The sequence below is a fragment of the Acidobacteriota bacterium genome (assembly GCA_029861955.1).
Lineage (GTDB): Bacteria > Acidobacteriota > Polarisedimenticolia > Polarisedimenticolales > Polarisedimenticolaceae > JAOTYK01.
This window is the reverse complement of record JAOTYK010000012.1, coordinates 56,866-73,193: the sequence shown is the minus strand read 5'-3', so window position 1 is coordinate 73,193 and position 16,328 is coordinate 56,866. Positions and strand designations below refer to the sequence as shown.

At 63.9% G+C, this 16,328-nt stretch carries 14 protein-coding genes; 8 read left to right on the top strand and 6 right to left on the bottom strand.

Annotated elements, in window-relative coordinates; all coding sequences use genetic code 11:
- The first annotated feature begins 29 nt into the window (after positions 1 to 29).
- Both OES25_07805 and OES25_07800 read left to right on the top strand, forming a co-directional pair.
- Positions 30 to 1,250 carry an ATP-grasp domain-containing protein gene (locus OES25_07805; protein ID MDH3627546.1) on the top strand — a complete coding sequence of 407 codons (1,221 nt, stop codon included), beginning with the start codon at positions 30 to 32 and terminating at the stop codon, positions 1,248 to 1,250.
- Between the two features lie 4 nt (positions 1,251 to 1,254).
- Positions 1,255 to 2,472, top strand: coding sequence for an ATP-grasp domain-containing protein (locus OES25_07800; GenBank protein ID MDH3627545.1), 1,218 nt, complete (start codon positions 1,255 to 1,257; stop codon positions 2,470 to 2,472).
- 3 nt (positions 2,473 to 2,475) lie between these two features.
- On the opposite strand, the gene OES25_07795 is transcribed toward OES25_07800, so the two are convergent.
- The 5 genes from OES25_07795 to pckA all read right to left on the bottom strand — a co-directional run bounded on the left by OES25_07795 (position 2,476) and on the right by pckA (position 8,363).
- Complete coding sequence (locus OES25_07795) at positions 2,476 to 3,747, bottom strand: arginine deiminase family protein (protein MDH3627544.1); 1,272 nt, start codon at positions 3,745 to 3,747, stop codon at positions 2,476 to 2,478.
- A gap of 11 nt (positions 3,748 to 3,758) precedes the next feature.
- Positions 3,759 to 4,301, bottom strand: coding sequence for a phage holin family protein (locus OES25_07790; protein MDH3627543.1), 543 nt, complete (start codon positions 4,299 to 4,301; stop codon positions 3,759 to 3,761).
- Positions 4,298 to 6,046 (bottom strand): OPT/YSL family transporter, encoded by a 1,749-nt coding sequence (locus OES25_07785; GenBank protein MDH3627542.1) that lies wholly within the window; start codon positions 6,044 to 6,046, stop codon positions 4,298 to 4,300. The genes OES25_07790 and OES25_07785 overlap by 4 nt, the downstream gene beginning before the upstream one ends.
- Positions 6,047 to 6,108: 62 nt before the next feature.
- Positions 6,109 to 6,759 carry a tRNA 2-methylthio-N6-isopentenyl adenosine(37) hydroxylase MiaE gene (locus tag OES25_07780; GenBank protein ID MDH3627541.1) on the bottom strand — a complete coding sequence of 217 codons (651 nt, stop codon included), beginning with the start codon at positions 6,757 to 6,759 and terminating at the stop codon, positions 6,109 to 6,111.
- A gap of 8 nt (positions 6,760 to 6,767) precedes the next feature.
- Positions 6,768 to 8,363, bottom strand: a complete 1,596-nt coding sequence (gene pckA, locus OES25_07775; protein ID MDH3627540.1) for a phosphoenolpyruvate carboxykinase (ATP) — start codon at positions 8,361 to 8,363, stop codon at positions 6,768 to 6,770.
- Positions 8,364 to 8,471: 108 nt separating this feature from the next.
- Here pckA and OES25_07770 point away from each other — a divergent pair, with 108 nt between their 5' ends.
- From OES25_07770 to OES25_07760, 3 genes are read left to right on the top strand one after another with little or no spacing between them, the layout of a single operon-like run.
- Positions 8,472 to 9,596 carry an HRDC domain-containing protein gene (locus OES25_07770; protein ID MDH3627539.1) on the top strand — a complete coding sequence of 375 codons (1,125 nt, stop codon included), beginning with the start codon at positions 8,472 to 8,474 and terminating at the stop codon, positions 9,594 to 9,596.
- A 37-nt stretch (positions 9,597 to 9,633) separates the two neighbouring features.
- On the top strand, positions 9,634 to 10,506 hold the full coding sequence (locus OES25_07765; GenBank protein ID MDH3627538.1) for a PDZ domain-containing protein: 873 nt from the start codon (positions 9,634 to 9,636) through the stop codon (positions 10,504 to 10,506).
- 17 nt (positions 10,507 to 10,523) lie between these two features.
- Positions 10,524 to 12,155: a hypothetical protein gene (locus tag OES25_07760; protein MDH3627537.1), complete on the top strand. Its 1,632-nt coding sequence runs from the start codon at positions 10,524 to 10,526 to the stop codon at positions 12,153 to 12,155.
- Here OES25_07760 and OES25_07755 read toward each other — a convergent pair.
- Positions 12,123 to 12,761 carry an HAD family hydrolase gene (locus OES25_07755; protein ID MDH3627536.1) on the bottom strand — a complete coding sequence of 213 codons (639 nt, stop codon included), beginning with the start codon at positions 12,759 to 12,761 and terminating at the stop codon, positions 12,123 to 12,125. The two genes, OES25_07760 and OES25_07755, sit on opposite strands and share 33 nt — an antisense overlap.
- 410 nt (positions 12,762 to 13,171) lie before the next feature.
- Here OES25_07755 and asd point away from each other — a divergent pair, with 410 nt between their 5' ends.
- The 3 genes from asd to OES25_07740 are packed head-to-tail and all read left to right on the top strand — an operon-like array spanning position 13,172 to position 16,326.
- Entirely contained in the window at positions 13,172 to 14,206 is a 1,035-nt protein-coding gene (gene asd / locus OES25_07750; protein ID MDH3627535.1) for an aspartate-semialdehyde dehydrogenase, read from the top strand.
- A gap of 9 nt (positions 14,207 to 14,215) precedes the next feature.
- The gene (locus OES25_07745) at positions 14,216 to 15,610 is read left to right on the top strand and encodes an aspartate kinase (protein MDH3627534.1); all 1,395 of its coding nucleotides are present in this window, start codon (positions 14,216 to 14,218) and stop codon (positions 15,608 to 15,610) included.
- The gene (locus OES25_07740) at positions 15,607 to 16,326 is read left to right on the top strand and encodes a hypothetical protein (GenBank protein ID MDH3627533.1); all 720 of its coding nucleotides are present in this window, start codon (positions 15,607 to 15,609) and stop codon (positions 16,324 to 16,326) included. The genes OES25_07745 and OES25_07740 overlap by 4 nt, the downstream gene beginning before the upstream one ends.
- Positions 16,327 to 16,328 lie beyond the last annotated feature (2 nt).

The following is a 16,328-nucleotide window of genomic DNA, read 5'->3' as shown; positions in this document are numbered from 1 at the left end:
CTAACACAGGCAAAACGAGGCACTCTGGCATGCGATCGGCGATCATCGTGGCGCCCTTTCTGGCGCCGACCACTCTGCGTTTCGTCCGTGCCGCCGCGGCGCTGGCAGATGCACGGGTCGGTTTGATCACGCAGGAACCTCAGACGCGGATTCCGGGGGATCTACGGCGGTCCCTGGCCGCCTGTCGACAGGTCGAAGACGCGCTGGAGGTGCCGCACCTGATTCAGGCGATTCAGGCGATCGGTGAAGAGATCGGTCCGCCGGAGCGTCTGTTCGGTGTGCTGGAGCAGCTTCAGGAGCCCCTGGCGGAGGTTCGCCAACAGTTGGGCATTCCCGGACTCTCGGTCGAGGCCAGTCACAACTACCGCGACAAGGCCCTCATGAAAGAGGTCTTCAGGAAGAACGGTGTCCCGTGTGCGGCGGCGAGTCTGGTGACAACGGTGGAACAGGCCGTACAAGAGGCGGAGATCATTGGTTACCCGCTTGTCGTGAAGCCACCATCGGGTGCAGGCGCAAAAAGCACGTTTCGCGTCGACAACGTGCGCGAGCTTCGCGAGGGTCTGGTCGAGGTGCGTCCGTCGAAGGCCCAACCGCTTCTGCTCGAAGAGTTCGTCGTTGGGCGCGAGCACTCGTTCGATGCCGTCTGTATCGGAGATCGTCCCGTCTGGCATTCGTTGACGCACTACACACCCGGGCCGTTGGAAGTCCTCGAGAATCCGTGGATTCAGTGGACCGTGCTGCTCCCGAGGGAAGTGGATCATCCGCGCTACGATGACGTCCGCAAGGTGGGGGCCGATGCCATCCGTGCGCTTGGCATGCACACCGGCCTCTATCACATGGAATGGTTCCGTCGTCCCGACGGGAGCCTCGCGGTTTCGGAGATCGCGGCAAGGCCACCGGGTGCACAGTTCACGACGTTGATCTCGTATGCCCACGATATGGACTTCTACGAGGCCTGGGCGCGGCTGATGATCTTCGATCGGTTCGATCCTCCACAACGCGCCTACGCCGCCGGGATCGTCTTCCTGCGTGGGCAGGGGCGTGGACGGGTCCGGGCCATTCGTGGTCTTGAAGAGGCACAGCGGGAGTTGGGGTCCCTGGTCGTCGAGGTCGAGCTTCCGCAGCAGGGGCAGCTCCCTGCCAGTAGTTACGAGGGTGAGGGTTTTGTCGTGTTGCGTCATCCGCGGACCGAGGTGGTTCAGGAGGCTCTCGCGCGGCTCGTGCGCTCCGTCCGAGTGGAGTTAGGGTGAACCCATGAACGTTCTTCTCATCTCTCCTGGTTTCCCCGACGAGATGCCGTTGTTCACGGCGGGGCTTGCTGCATCCGGTGCCCGCGTCATCGGGATCGGGGACCAACCCCAGGGGGCGCTGCCGATGCGCGCCCGTCACGCGATTTCGCACTACCTACAGGTCCCGACACTCTGGGATGAGGAGGGGATGGTGCAGGCCGCACAGCAACTCGACCATCGCTTCGGGATTGAACGCGTGGAATGCCTGTGGGAGCCGGGGATTCTGGTGGCAGCCCGGATCCGCGATGCGCTGCAGCTACCGGGCATGTCCTACGTGCAGTGCGAACGATTTCGCGACAAGGAGAAGATGAAGCAGCGGCTTGACGAGTGCGGCATCCGCACGCCACGCCACGCCGCCGTGCGGGACGCCGACGGGATTCGCGCGGCTGCCGAGCGGATCGGCTATCCGTTGATCATCAAACCGGTTGCAGGTGCCGGCTCCGCGGATACCCATCGTGTGGATGACGCCGCAACCCTCGAGCGGATCATCCCGCAGGTCCGGCACGTCGACGAGTGCAGTGTCGAGGAATTCATCGAAGGCGAGGAGTACACCTTCGATACGATCTGCGCGAAGGGAGAGATGCTCTATCACAACATCTCGTGGTATCGACCGCGTCCGCTGATTGGAAGAACGCTTGAGTGGATGAGTCCACAGACGCTCAGCCTTCGAGACGTCAATGCTCCGAATCTGGGATTCGGCGAGATCATGGGGCGCGCGGTATTGAAGGCCCTGGAGTTCGAGTCGGGGTTTACCCACATGGAGTGGTTCCGCACCGCTTCCGGTGAGGCGGTCTTCGGTGAGATCGCGGCGCGCCCCCCGGGGGCGCACTCCGTGGATCTGATGAACTACGCCTGCGACATCGACACCTTCACCGGGTGGGCCGAGGCCGTGACACAGGGACGATTGAGTCAGACCATCAAGCGACGTTACAACAGTGCGATCATTTTCAAGCGCGCGCAGGGCCAGGGATCGATCAAGAGTATTCAGGGGCTCGAGCGACTCGTGGCCCGTTTTCGTCCCAACATCGTCTGTGTCGACCTGCTCCCGATCGGGTCTCCACGGCGGAACTGGAAACAGACCCTGCTATCCGATGGTCATGTGATCCTGCGTCATCCGGATCTGACGGCGACCATGGAGATGGCCGATCGCGTCGGGACCGATGTGGTGATGAAAGCCGGCTAGCGCTCAGAGATCGTCGCGAACCAGCGGATGAACCAGGCAGTGAGGTCCGCCACGCGCGCGTGAAATTTCGTGACTGCGGATCAGGATGCAGACTCGCTCGCCGCTGTCGAGATCGACTTCCTCCCGTCCCAGGAGTAGGTCTTCCGCCTCGACAAGCCGGAACCCGCGTCTTTCCAACTCGGACGCGGTCACCAGGTTTCGGTCGAAGAGCGTGATGACGCCGGGGGCAAGCGCGAACGCGTTGGCGCCGTCGGTCCATTGCTCGCGTTGTTGTGCCACGTAGTCTTCGGCGCCACAGGTGATCGGCTGCAGGTCGATGCCGTAGCCCTTGAGTGTCGTCAGAAGGTCGGCGGATGGCGTCGGTGTCAGTTCCTGTGACCGCAGGTCGATCGTCGAGACACGGGCCTCCTCGGCACCGCCGGGGCGAATGACCGGCGCGAAAGCCAGGCAGGCATCCTTGTCGATGGGAGTGAAGACGGTGTCGAGGTGCATGTAGGCGCGTCGTGATGGTAGACGGACGAGGACCATCCATCGTGGGCCATCCTCGAGTCGGGCCAGTGCACGGGCCAATTGATTCACGCCGACTCGATTTGTGCGGACGGAGATCCCGACCGCAACGACCTCTTTTGACAGAACCAGGACGTCGCCGCCCTCCAGGTGCGGGTGATGCTCGCCGCCGTAGCCGGCGTGGGGGACGTTCTGGCGGGCGATGGGGTCGAGGATGACCGGTGTGTCGCAGAGCGACGGGTGGTGTCGGAAGATCGCCCGCGCCAGGATCGCCTCGCGACGCCGGGCCGGTGTCGCCATCGACGAGAACACGACCCCATCGCCAAGGACGATCTGCGGGTCACGCTGGAAGCACCAGTTGGGTAGCGGGGGAATCGTAAACAGCTCGTCGGCGTCGACCCCGTGCCCGAAAAATTCGTTCTGGAGGCCCCCGACGAGGACCTGCAGCAGCGACTCGCGATCGCGTGCCCGCAGGCGCTCCCCGTAGCCCTCGGGTAGATCCTCCAGGAGCACCTCGATCAACGCCTGGCGAGCCGGTTCGTTTTCCAGGGTCTCGTGCAGCAGGTCGTTGACGTCGAGGACCTCGATCCCGAAGAGCTGTAGTACGCGGCGAAATCGGGCATGCTCGTCACGGGCACGATCCCCGTAGAGGATGTCGTCGAACAGGAGTTCTTCCATCATGGCCGGAACCATGTTGTCGACTTCGATTCCTGGTTCGTGCACGAGTACCCGTCGAACCCGTCCGATTTCCGATGTCACACGAACCACGGTCTGGATCCTCAGTAGTTGGGAGTCAGGGACGCGAGCTTGGCTGCCGCGCCCTCGAACTGCTCGCGGGCGTGGCCAAGATAGGTCTGGGCCTCATCGATGTAGCCATCGACGGATGCCGACCAGACGCGGTTGAGGTATCGCTCACCGGCAGCGAAATGATTCATCACGTCGGCGTAGGCGTCGAGACCACAGGAAGGGATGATGCTCTTGCGCGCGTCGACGAACTTGCCGAGATCGGTCGGTAGACGCTGATCGATCCGACCGTGGAGGTCGTAGACGTCGATGTCCTGTTTGGTGTTGTCGATCTCGCGAACGTCCGCGACGATCGCGTCGATGCTTTCGCGAAGTTGTCGCAGATCCGATTCGACGGTATCCGCATTCCGCGTGGCGCGATGCTCTGCGGACCTGGCGAGTACGACGCCCAGGACGGCCATCGCGAAAGCGACGAGGTAACGCGGCCAGTAGACGCTGTTCTCCGGCGTCTCGACGGCGACGTAGGCACCCATCAAGAACCCAACACCGATCAGAAGTAGTCCGAGTGCCTTCATCATGCACCTCCCGCAAGCATGCCACCGATGATCGTGACGACCGCGGCGCCCACGCCGACGAGCGCCTCTCCCACGATGAGGCCAGCTGCGATCGGTATTCCGACCTGCTCACCGAAAGACTTACCCTTGATCGCGTCGCCGCCGACACGCAGAATCGTACCGATCGTGTACGCGAGCACGATATTGAACGGCAGATAGAACCCGAGTCCTACGAGGATGCCGAGTCCGCCGATGCCGCTTGCGCTGAGAGCCGCGCCGAGGCCCGCGCCGGCAAGGTACTTGTTGGTGGGCACCTCGCCGCCGGTAATTCCGTCGACCATGCTGGCCAGGGCCTGGCCCTGCGGTGCGGGAAACTCGTCGCCGCCGAGGGGGGACTGATTGTGCAACACGAAGATCAACACCATGATCACGATCGGCCCCAGCCACGTGCCGAGGAATTGTGCGATCTGTTGCTTTCGTGGGATGGCCCCGACCAGGTAGCCGGTCTTCAGGTCGAGCATCAGGTCGGTAGCCTGGGACATCGCAACACACATGGCGGCGCCGACGATGATCGAGGAGACGACCGTCGCTCGGTCGCTCATGCCGCTCGCGATGAACAGCAGGATCGTGATTCCGATCAGCGTCATGCCAGACAGCGGCGACCAGTTCGTCCGGCCGATGCACTCCGACAGGATGACTCCCGCCATCCAGATCCAGCCCGTGCCCAGCGAGGCCATCAGGAGGCTGCGTCCGAGGGTCATCTCGGGGACGGAGAGATTCGCGATCACGAACAGGACGACGAAGGCGCCGGCGATTCCAACGTAGAGCATTCGGATCGGCAGCTCGTCCCGAGAGACGGCGCTGCCCGTCTTGGACGATTGTTGCATGCTGCGGATGGCCGAGACGACCAACGGGAACGCCAACGCGACACCGGTCAGTGCGCCGCCAATCAGCATGCCGATACCCAGCGGGCGAAAGAGTTGCAGCCGCAGCCAACTTGCGATCGGCATCCCCGAGGCGGCAATCTCGGGATTATCGAGGAGACCGTTCATCGACATGATCGGTGCCAACAGCCAGTAGCAGACGAAGCCACCGATGATGAAGTAGACACCGCCACGACCCGACAGGTAGCCGACACCGATCGTCATCAACGACACATACCAGGTTGCGTTGAGGAACTCCGGGAGGCCGAGGTATTCTCCGAGCGGCAGGTCGTGATACCCGATCCACTGGTAGACGATGGCGTGGACGATGGCGCTGACGGCGGCTCCGGCCAGCAGGAGGTAGGCCTTCCGCATGCCCGCGCCCGGTGACTTCAGGATCGTGGCGACAGCGATTCCGCCCGGGAACGGATGACGCTCGAAATCGATCATCTGCTTGCGGAGAGGAATGATGAACGCGATGCCCATCACGGCGCCGGTGATGCAGCCGACCACCAGCAGCGGTGCGTTGAAATCCTGGTAGTTCAGGATGAATAGCGCGGGCACCGAGAACATCATCCCGGCCGACGCGGCGTTGACACTGCTTGCCAGCGACTGGTTGATGTTGTTCTCGACGATGCTCGTCCGACGCATGACGCCGCGAAGTACGCCGAAGCCCAGGATGGCGGCCAATTCCGATCCCTCGATCGAGAAACCCAGCTTGAGGCTGGCGTAGCCGATGCTGACGGCGATCAGCGTCCCGAGGATGTAGCCGACGAAAATCGCCGGCAGGGTCAGTTCGGGGTACGGACCCCGGCGAATCGGTTTTCCACTCTTCGATAGCTCCACGATCGATCTCCTGCCTCGATCTGACCCTTACGGCGGGCCGACCCAAGGGGGTTTATACACGATCAGCCGTGAACCTGTGGCGCGATACCTCGGGGACGCATCTGCTCGGCCTCGAATTCCAGCCAACCCTTCCAGCGAGCCTCCAGCTCGTCGACCGGGCAGTCCCGGGCGGCGAGGCCGTGGAACATCCGCCAGTGTCGCTTCTCGGCGGGACCGAGGTCCAGCAGGAGTTCGGCGATCTCGTCGTCCTTCCCTATCAGTCGATGGAGCAGCGTCGTGAATCGCTCACAGCTCCGAGCCTCGATCAGGGCCCCGACGAGCAGCCGGTCGATCTTGGCCCAGCGATCCCCCCGGGTGATGCGCCCATGGAGTGCCGTGGCGTAGCTACTCGTCCGACGCCGACGGGGATGGAGGCCCCGTCGATGGAGAATCGCTGCGACCCGTCTTAGGTGTGCGATCTCCTCCGCCGCGAGGGAGGTCATCCGGTCGACAAGTTCCTCGTCGTCCGCGTACAACCCGACCAGATGCAGAGCCGTGAGGGCGGCCTGCTGCTCACAGAACGCATGGTCGGAGAGGAACTCTGCGATGTTCGATTGGGCGCATTCGGCCCACGACGATGGCGTGCGATGGAGCAGCGGGAGGTCGTTGATCTCGTCCAGAAGACGATCGGGGTCCTTGCGGGCCTCTTCGAGTTGCCGGCTCTGTCGTGCCACGACTAGGCTCAGGTGCTGGGAGCGGCAGCGCGGATCTCTGCAGCGACCTCGTCACCGTAGCGCTCGAAATTCTCGCGGAACATGTTTGCCAGCTTCTTCGCCTGAGCGTCGTAGCGATCGGCATCGCTCCAGCTGTCACGCGGCCAGAGGGTCTCTGTGGGAACACCTTCCACGGCCACCGGCACGGAGAGTCCGAAGTTGGGGTCCACCCGGCGATCGATGGATGCCAGCGACCCGTTGAGGATCGCTCGAATCATCGCCCTCGTGTGCGGGATCTTGATCCGATACCCTTCCCCGTAAGGTCCCGCCGTCCATCCGGTATTGACGAGCCAGACGTCCGGGCCGTGCTGACGGATCTTCTCACCCAGCATCAGGGCGTAGCGATTCGGGTGGAGTGGCAAGAACGGCTCTCCAAAACAGGCGCTGAAGGTCGCCGTGGGCTCCTTGATACCACGCTCCGTGCCCGCAACCTTCGCGGTGTAGCCGCTGAGGAAGTAGTACATGGCCTGCTCGGCGGTCAGCTTGGAGACCGGCGGAAGGACACCGAAGGCGTCGGCGGTGAGGAAGACGATATTGCGGGGATGTCCCGCACGGCTCCCGGGAACGACGTTCGGCAGATGGCTGATGGGATACGCACTCCGCGTGTTCTCGGTCTTCGAATCGTCATCGAGATCGAGGATCCGCGTCGCGTCGTCCATGACGACGTTCTCCAGAACGGTTCCGAATCGTTCGGTCGTCGAGTAGATCTCGGGCTCGTCCTCGCGGCGCAGCCGGATGACCTTCGCGTAGCAACCGCCCTCGAAGTTGAAAATCCCGTCGTCGGCCCAGCCATGCTCATCGTCGCCGATCAATGGTCGCTCGGGGTCCGCCGAGAGTGTCGTCTTGCCGGTCCCCGACAGACCGAAGAACAGCGCGGTGTCGCCGTCGGCACCGACGTTGGCCGAGCAGTGCATGGATAGAACGCCGTCTTTGGGGAGCAGGTAATTCAGGACGGTGAAGATCGATTTCTTGATCTCGCCGGCGTACTTGGTCCCCGCGATCAAGACCTGCCGGCGACCCATGTGAACGAGGACGACGACTTCCGACCGCGTGCCATCCGCCTTGGGATCGACGACCATGGTCGGCGCGTGGACGATCGTGAACTCCGGTCGGTGGTTGGCCAGCAGTGTTGCGTCCGTGATGCGTAGGAACATGTTCCTCGCAAAGAGCGCACACCAGGGTGATTCGCTGACGAGCCGAATCGGCAGACGGTGCTCGGGGTGGGCGCCGGCGTTCAGATCCTCAACGAACAGCTCGCGGTCCCCAAGATGCGAACACGCACGCTTATAGAGGAGATCGAACGTCTTCTCGGAGATCTCGGCGTTGACGGCTCCCCAGGCGATGTCCGCCTCGGAGCCCGCCTCGCGGACAAAGAACTTGTCCTTGGGGGATCGACCCGTGTACGGGGTCGTATCGACCACCATTGGCCCGTTCGCTGCAATTCGGCCGGTACCCAGCCGGACCGTGGCCTCGTAGAGCGGGGCCGCCGTGAGATTCCAGAACAGGTCTTGCTTCGGTTCGATTCCGAGTTCGTTCAGTGCTCGACGTTGGCTTGCGGCGTCCATGAGATCCGTCCTCGACTGTGTAGTGAATCGCGATCTTTGACGGAAGTCAGGATAGCGCGTGAGCCGAATATTGGAAAGTCGAGGGCGGTGGATGCTAGCCTCCCGGCGATGACTCCACCAATTCACTGGATTCGCGACGACAAACGTCTCCTGGAACGTGTCGAATCCATACGCGGTGGATCGCTGGCGGTCGATACGGAGTCGGACTCGCTACACCACTATCCGGAGCGCGTGTGTCTGGTCCAGCTAACCCATCTCGGGCGTGACGAACTGATCGATCCGTTGGCCGGTGTGGACCTCTCGATTCTCGCCCCGCTGCTTTCCGATGCGAGTCTGCCCAAGCTGTTTCACGGCGCCGACTACGACCTCCGTCTGCTGCATCGTGAATTCGGGCTGGAGGTGTCCGGACTTTTCGACACGATGGTCGCGTCTCGCCTGACCGGTGAGCGCTCGTTCGGTTTGGCGGCCTTACTTTCGAAACATTTCGACGTGGAGTTGGACAAGCGCTATCAGCGCGCCGATTGGTCGCGCCGCCCCCTCACGCCGGAGATGGAGCAATACGCCGCGATGGACACGCGCTTCCTGGAGGACCTCGTGGACCTCCTGGCAACGGAGTTGAAGCGGCTGGGCCGCATGGAGTGGGCGACAGAGGAGTTTCGTCGTCTGGAGGGAGTTCGTTTCCGTGAACGTAATGACGAGGAGCCGTTCAGGCGCGTGAAGGGTCATGGCAAATTGTCGGCCCAGACCCAGGCGGTCCTCAACCGACTCTGCCAATTTCGTGAGCAGGTCGCGCGACACAAGGCGCGTCCTCCGTTTCGTATCGTGTCGGATGCGGTCCTGCTGACGTTGGCTGCTCGCGGGCCGGACGACCTTCGCAATTTCACCACGGTGCAGGGTCTGCCACGCTCGTATCGAAGCGGTGCGGGCGCCGAGCGGCTGTTGCGCGTGCTTGAGGAAGCCTGGTCGCTACCGGAGACCGACTGGCCGAGTCGGGTTGGCGAGGGACGCAAACCACGCCGCAGCGCATCGTTCGAAGCCCGCATCAAGGACTGGAAGACTCGACGGGATGTCATCGCGGACGAGCTGCATCTGGAGTCCTCGATCGTCGCGTCTCGGGGGATCCTCGAGGGACTCCTGGAGCGGGTCGAAGCGGGGGAGGATCCGTCGGCCCATCCGGATCTCCGGCGTTGGCAATGGAATCTGTTGTCCGGCTTCCCCGGGCTTTCGGCCTGACCCGTCTTTCTTCTCCACTCGGTCGTACAATCGGGATATGGGACAACGCATAACAGGCCCCGCCCTGCTGCTCACGATTCTGTTGGCGCTGGCGCCGGTCTGGGCCCAGCCCGCGCCGGAGCCGGCCCACGAGAGCCGCCGTGCCTGGCTCGGCTGTTGGACTCGTGACGGAGACGACGGCAGTCTGGCCGTGGTGGCACTCTATCCGTCCGGCCCCGCCGAACGTGCCGGACTGCGGGTCGGGGATCTTCTTCTGTCGATGAATGATAGGAAGATCAACGATCAGGCGACACTGGCGACCTGGCTTGCAGAGCTCGAACCGGGGGAGGTCACCCGTTTCGCGGTTCTGCGCGACGGCGTAGAGTTGCCGATCGAGATCCCGCTTGGAGAGCTGGCCGATGCGGTGGTTCGGGTATCTCCCGTCGTCGCCCCGGACCCGGCCGTCGTCGTTTCCGACGAAGACTCTCCGTTTCCCGTACAATGGGGTTTCCGCGGACAGCGTTGGATCGGGCTCGAGCTTGTGGATCTGACCGCGGAGTTACGGAAGCACTACGGGGCCGATTCGGAGTCGGGGATCCTGGTGACGCGGGTCGAACCCCATGGAGTTGGTAGCGAGATGGGATTGGCGGTTGGCGATGTGGTCATTGCCGCCGAGGGTGAACCGATCCGCAGCGTTTCCGAATTTGACAGGCGGCTGACTTGGTACACGTCGCGAGTAGTCACGCTGAAGGTCATCCGCGACGAGCGGACGCTCACGCTTGTGGAGGAAGAGGGGACACGACGCCGGATCGTCATCGAGCGTCGCCGACGCGATCGAGAGGCCCACATCCGCAAGGAGATTCTACGCCTCCAGAAACGAATCGACTCGCTCGAGCATCAACTCGAACGACTCGACAGCGGCGATCCCTGATCGTCTTCGCGGGGCTGATGCTCCTGGGAGGCCTCGCCTCAAGCGTCGCCGCAGACGAGTTTCCGGAATACCTCGACCTTTCGTCCGAACGCCTGGAGACCATCGAGGGTTTAGAGCTGGCCGCCGACAGCGGCCCGCTCCAGAGGCTGGATGCGGCGCTCGCGTCGGGTCCTCCCTACCGCTTCGAGGCTGGCCCGCTCGTCGTCTACACCGACCCTCGCTGGTTTACGTCCCTCCCGCCGACGGGTATGGGCTCTCCGTTGATCGAGCTACGTCGATGGCCGGGGGACTCTGCGCTTACGCTGTATCCCGTCGCCGGTCCGATTTCCAATCCCGAGCGAGGCTGTCGTGCGTTGCCGGGCGCGACGCTGACCTACCAGTCCGGTGACACGGATGGTTCGGTCTGGAAGGGGACGTTGACGACCGAGATGGGAGAGCGGCCCATCTGGTGGATCGAACGAAGAATCGAAGACTCGACGGGGGTCCTGGGTGCGGCCCTGCTTCCCGGCGATGCCGGGCTCGGCGCGGCGGGGATCGCGGGCCGCGCTCAGGAGATGCTCCATCTCTTGACCAAGGTCGAGGTGCGTCGCGCCTGGTCGAACTACCCACCGTATCCGCGTGAGACGGAATTATTGTTGCCGACGGTCGGTGACCCGCCGGGTGACAAGAGCGAGCTGACCGAGCCCTGGCAGGTGGTGCGTGGTACGGGGTTTACCGTTGGGCTCCCGCCGGGGTTCCGCGCCTTGAGGATCGAGGGGAAGGTCCGTGCGCCCGATCCCATCGAGGGGCAGGCGCTCTGGTTTCGAGGTGTTGTCTCGGACAGCCTTGGTGAGACCCTGCGGGTCGGTGACGGCTGGCGCGTCGGTTACGTTTCGCGACTCGATGGGGCGGGCTCGTCGGTCAGCGATTGGTTGCGTTCACCGCCGTTGGCCCTGGCCGATCGGGCCTCCGCACTGAAACGGGCGCAGGCGTTCGAGCTGTTGGCCACGCGGAGTCAGGCGACGACCGGACATGCGGCGCGTTTCGAAGAGGCGGGTTGGTCGGGGCAATGGTTCATCTTCCGGATGGTGTTCGAGGATCATCGCTTCGAAATCGGCATGCCGGTCATCGAGGGCAGTCGCTCACCGTCGCTGTACTGGATCCCGCTCACATGGCGAGACATCGGGCGGGCGCCTGCACCCCCGCCGGTCGACCCGGCGGAGCGATTCGGGATCCGTTTCGATCGTTTCCGGCCCCTAGAGCGAAACCATCAGCCCTGGTCGGACGGTACGTTGGACGCGCCGGGGATCACGATGGAGATACCTCGCGGCTGGTTTCCCGCGGCATCCCTGCGTTCCGCCGACGGCTATCCCGTGCGGCTGATCGACCAGGAGGGAAACTCACTTGGCCGGTTGGTCCGTGTCGATCCCGCGGAGGTTGCGGCTCTGAGGGCGGACGAACTTCGTGGGTGGACGCCCGTGTCGTCACGGGGGTCCGGACAGCGAGCGACGGCTCATCGTGGCGCCGATGGCGCGTTGCTGGTCGTCAGCAAGGCCGGCCACGGGTTTCTCCTGGAGGCCGACGGCGAGCGGGCGGAACTGCGGCCGATGTGGGAGCGCCTGGTGGGATCGGTCCGTTTACGTCGTGAGCGACGTCCCGTCGAGGAGTAGATCCGCGAGCTCCCGTAAGACGCTTACGGTCGTCTCTCCGCTCATTCGCAGGTCGGCCTCGGAGCACGATCCGGTTGCAACGAGGGCGACCGTAACCCCGGCCTGGGCCGCCGTCTCGATGTCGAGGAGCATGTCTCCGACGTAGATCGCATCGGACGTTTGCACGGCCATCTCGGTGATCGCACGCTCAAGCATCGCCGGGTGCGGCTTCGTCGTGCCGACGACATCCGGTCCCAGAATCGCACAGAAGAACTTGTCGATACCGAGTTGCTCGCAGATCGGTCGACCGAACCGTGCCGGCTTGTTGCTGGCGACGGACATGCGGATCCCTCGGTCGGAGAGCCTCGCCAGGGCATCGTGGACTCCCGGTAGTAGGGTCGTCCCGGCGGCGTATGCGGTGGCGTAACGGTCGCGGAACGCCCGGACACCCTCCTCGACAAGGTCGGGCCCGACCAGGTCCGCCATCAGCACCTCCAGGCCGCGTCCCACGTGGCTCTTGATATCCCCATGGTCCATGGCGGGAAGGTCGAAGACACGTCGCGCGTGATTGACGCTCTCGGTGATCGCCTCGAATGAATCCACCAGGGTCCCATCGAGGTCAAACACAATTCCCCGGACTCGGGACACGGTGAGGGACGGAGGACGCACGAAACGTATCGATCAGTCGTTGAGGACCGGGAGCCGGTAATCCCGTGGCCGGATCGTCGCACGGTGACGTCGGTGGTTGAAACGACCCTGGTCGCAGTTTCGACAACCGGGCGCCGTGTCGAAATGGGTGCGGATCGCGCAGTCAAAAGAGGCATACCAGACCCCGAAACGCAGACAGAAGAAATCGTCCTCGCGTTCGCGATATCCGCCTTCCGTAGGCATGCATCTTGGTGATGCGTGTCCCGTCGCCGCCATACGTCTCACTCCTGGTCGACCCGAGCGACTATATACCACGACGCAGCGAGCGAGACCGGTGGTATCGTGGAGTTTCCAGGGTAGTCGCATCATCTTTTGGGAGCAGACGATCGATGGATCGCTTTCGTGTGGGCGTACTCGGCGCGACGGGCCTGGTGGGTCAGCGACTCATCTCGCTGCTCGCCGATCACCCCTGGTTCGTGGTCGAGACCCTGGCGGCCTCCCCGCGTTCCGAGGGCCGAACGTACGCCGAGGCTGTCACCTGGGAACTGCGGGATCCACCCTCCCCGACGATCGCCGCGATGCCTCTTCGGAGCGCGACGACGCGGTCCTTTGAGCACTGCGAGCTGGTCTTCTCCGTGCTTCCGTCTTCAACCGCCGCGACGATCGAACCGGACCTGGTTGCGGACGGCGTCGTCCTCGTCAGCAACGCTTCAACGTTACGGATGGACCCGTCGACGCCGCTCCTGATGCCCGAGGTCAACCCGGAACAGTTGGCGCTCGTCGAGGCCCGCGCCCGAGCCGGCGAGGGATTCGCGGTTACCAATCCGAACTGCTGCGTCACGGGTCTCGTGCTCGGTCTTGTCGCCGTCTGGCGGAAGTGGGGGATCGAGGACGTTCAGGTGACCACGCTCCAGGCGATCAGCGGCGCGGGTCGAGCGGCCGCAGCGGCGATGCCGATCGAAGACAACATTCTCCCGTCCATTGCGGGCGAAGAGGCAAAGTTGGAGTCGGAGCCGGCGAAGATTCTCGGCGGACCGTTGACGGTCTCCGCACAGTGCAACCGCGTACCGGTCGTCGACGGGCATCTGATGACCGTCGCCGTCCGAACCACGCGGGAGTGTCACCCCGCTGAGGTGGTCGAGGGCATGCGTCAGTTTCGCGTGAGCGATCGCGTTGCCACCCTGCCGTCGGCGCTGGAGCATCCAATCTGCGTCCGCGACGAGGACGATCGTCCGCAACCACGGCTGGATCGAGATCACGCCGGTGGGATGGGCGTCGTTGTGGGTCGCGTCCGGTCGTGTCCGATCATGGGGCTGAAGTGGACGATCCTCTGTCACAACACGTTGAGGGGTGCAGCCGGTGGGGCCTTGCTGAATGCGGAATTGCTGGTGCGGCAAGAACTCATCGCCCGCCGAAGCTCATGAGGGTCTGACATGACGGTCCGAGTTCTGAAATTCGGCGGGACCTCGGTGGCGGATGCGTCACGAATCGGCGATGTTGCGAAGATCGTCGAGTCGACGCGTAGCGAACGGTCCGCGCCGGTCGTGGTGGTGTCCGCGTTGGCGGGGGTGACCGATCTTCTGGATCAGGCGCTGGTCTCCGTACATCGAGAGGATCGCGAAGGCCTGGAGTCCGTCCTCGCCGACATCGAGCGACGTCACCGCTGGGTCGTGTCCCACGGCGTTCAGGACTCCTCACGCCGCCATCATCTGAATCTGATCGTGGATGCGGCGTTCGAGTCGATCCGGGGGACCCTGCGTTCGATCCGACAGCTCGGTGAGTTGACGCCCAAGGCGCGCGACGGTGTTCTGGCGGCCGGTGAGTCGTTATCGGGCCCCATCGTCTGCGCCGTGTTGCAGGATCGCTCTGTCCAGGCGGAGTGGATCGACCCCCGCGACTGGTTGGCAACGGACGAGACGTTCGGCCGAGCCGTCGTCGATATGGAGGCGACCCGAGGAAGGGCGATGGATCGGTTCCACCAGGTCGTGGAGGCCGGCGGCGTTCCGCTCACCGGTGGGTTCGTCGGCGCATCCGCGGGGGGTGAAACCACAACCCTTGGTCGTGGAGGGTCCGACACGTCAGCTGCCATCCTCGCGGCGTGCCTGGGCGCTGAACGTCTCCAGATCTGGACTGACGTCGACGGACTGATGAGCGCCGATCCTCGGCATGTGGTCGACGCGCGCACCCTCCCGGTCGTGGACTACGACGAGGCCTCCGGACTTGCCCACTACGGGGCACGCGTTCTTCACCCCTCCTGCCTTGCGCCGGTTGCCTCCCTCGAGATCCCGGTCGAGGTCCGCAATACACTTAACCCCGACAGGTCGGGGACCCGAATCGTCTCTCGAGAGAAGGGATTGGGTGAGGAGGCGGCCGGCGACGGAATCGTCGGCGTGGCCAGTCGAGAGCGGATCACGATCCTGCGTGTCAAACGCGTCGACGCACGTGCAGACGGACCGTTCGTGTCGTCGGTCATGGACATCTGTCGCGGTCGCAAGGTCTCCACCGAGATGATGGTTGCGAGTGCGGGTGAGGTTCATCTCGTCCTACCCGAAGGCGCGCAGACGGCCGAGGCGTTGACGCCGTTACGCGAGCTGGGCGATGTGCAGGTCGATGACACGTGTTCCCTCGTGGCCGTGATAGGTTCCGCGCTGGCCAGGGACGCCGTGTGTCGAGCCAAGGTGATGGCCGCCATCGCCCGTTGGGAGCCGCGTCTCGTCGTGCTGGGCGCGGCGGAGAGTAGTCTGCTGGCGGTTCTTCCACGTGCCGCGCTCGGGGAGGCGGTCCGCGGTCTCCATCAGCAGTTCTTCGCCGGGGTCGATACGCGATGAAGTATTCGCTGGTCGGACTTGGCAAGATGTCGACCGCGGTCGATGAGGCTGCGACGCGGCTCGGTCATCAGCGGGTGGGTGGGGTCTCGCGTCTGGCGAACGAGCCGGCCATCGCCGATCAAATCGGGGTCCCCGACGTTGTCTTCGAATTCACCGCTCCCGGTGCGGGACCTCGTCATGTTCAGCAACTCGTGGACGCGGGGCTGAAGGTCGTCTGTGGGACAACCGGGTGGGAGGTGTCGGAGGACCTCGCGACGCAACTCCGCGCGAGCAGCGCCGCCGCGTTGGTTCACGCCGCAAACTTCTCTATCGGGATGACGCTGTTTCGACGCGGTGTCCGGGCACTGACGCGAGAAGCTAGCACGCGACACGGGTATCTGCCGACACTCGAAGAGGTTCATCATCTCCAGAAACTGGATCGGCCCAGCGGCACGGCATTACGTCTGGCAGACGATATCGTGGCCAACGATCCCGCGCTCGCGGGTTGGCGGTTCTCGGATGATCGCGTCGACGACACGAAGTTGTCCATCCACGTCGAACGGATCGGAGCGACTCCGGGAACCCATCGGGTTCGATTCTCTTCGCCGGATGACACGATCACGATGGAACACTGTGCGCATGGCCGTTCGGGATTCGCACGCGGAGCCGTGGCGGCGGGGGAGTATCTTCTCGGTCGTACGGGGTTACATGACTTCGAGCAGGTTCTGGAAGCCTAGCT

Excerpts from the sequence above, each read along its gene's own strand:
- OES25_07805 (MDH3627546.1), top strand. The coding sequence starts at position 30 with ATGCGATCGGCGATCATCGTGGCGCCCTTTCTGGCGCCGACCACTCTG.
- OES25_07800 (MDH3627545.1), top strand. The coding sequence starts at position 1,255 with ATGAACGTTCTTCTCATCTCTCCTGGTTTCCCCGACGAGATGCCGTTG.
- OES25_07790 (MDH3627543.1), bottom strand. The coding sequence starts at position 4,301 with ATGATGAAGGCACTCGGACTACTTCTGATCGGTGTTGGGTTCTTGATG.
- pckA (MDH3627540.1), bottom strand. The coding sequence starts at position 8,363 with ATGGACGCCGCAAGCCAACGTCGAGCACTGAACGAACTCGGAATCGAA.
- OES25_07770 (MDH3627539.1), top strand. The coding sequence starts at position 8,472 with ATGACTCCACCAATTCACTGGATTCGCGACGACAAACGTCTCCTGGAA.
- OES25_07765 (MDH3627538.1), top strand. The coding sequence starts at position 9,634 with ATGGGACAACGCATAACAGGCCCCGCCCTGCTGCTCACGATTCTGTTG.
- OES25_07760 (MDH3627537.1), top strand. The coding sequence starts at position 10,524 with ATGCTCCTGGGAGGCCTCGCCTCAAGCGTCGCCGCAGACGAGTTTCCG.
- asd (MDH3627535.1), top strand. The coding sequence starts at position 13,172 with ATGGATCGCTTTCGTGTGGGCGTACTCGGCGCGACGGGCCTGGTGGGT.
- OES25_07745 (MDH3627534.1), top strand. The coding sequence starts at position 14,216 with ATGACGGTCCGAGTTCTGAAATTCGGCGGGACCTCGGTGGCGGATGCG.
- OES25_07740 (MDH3627533.1), top strand. The coding sequence starts at position 15,607 with ATGAAGTATTCGCTGGTCGGACTTGGCAAGATGTCGACCGCGGTCGAT.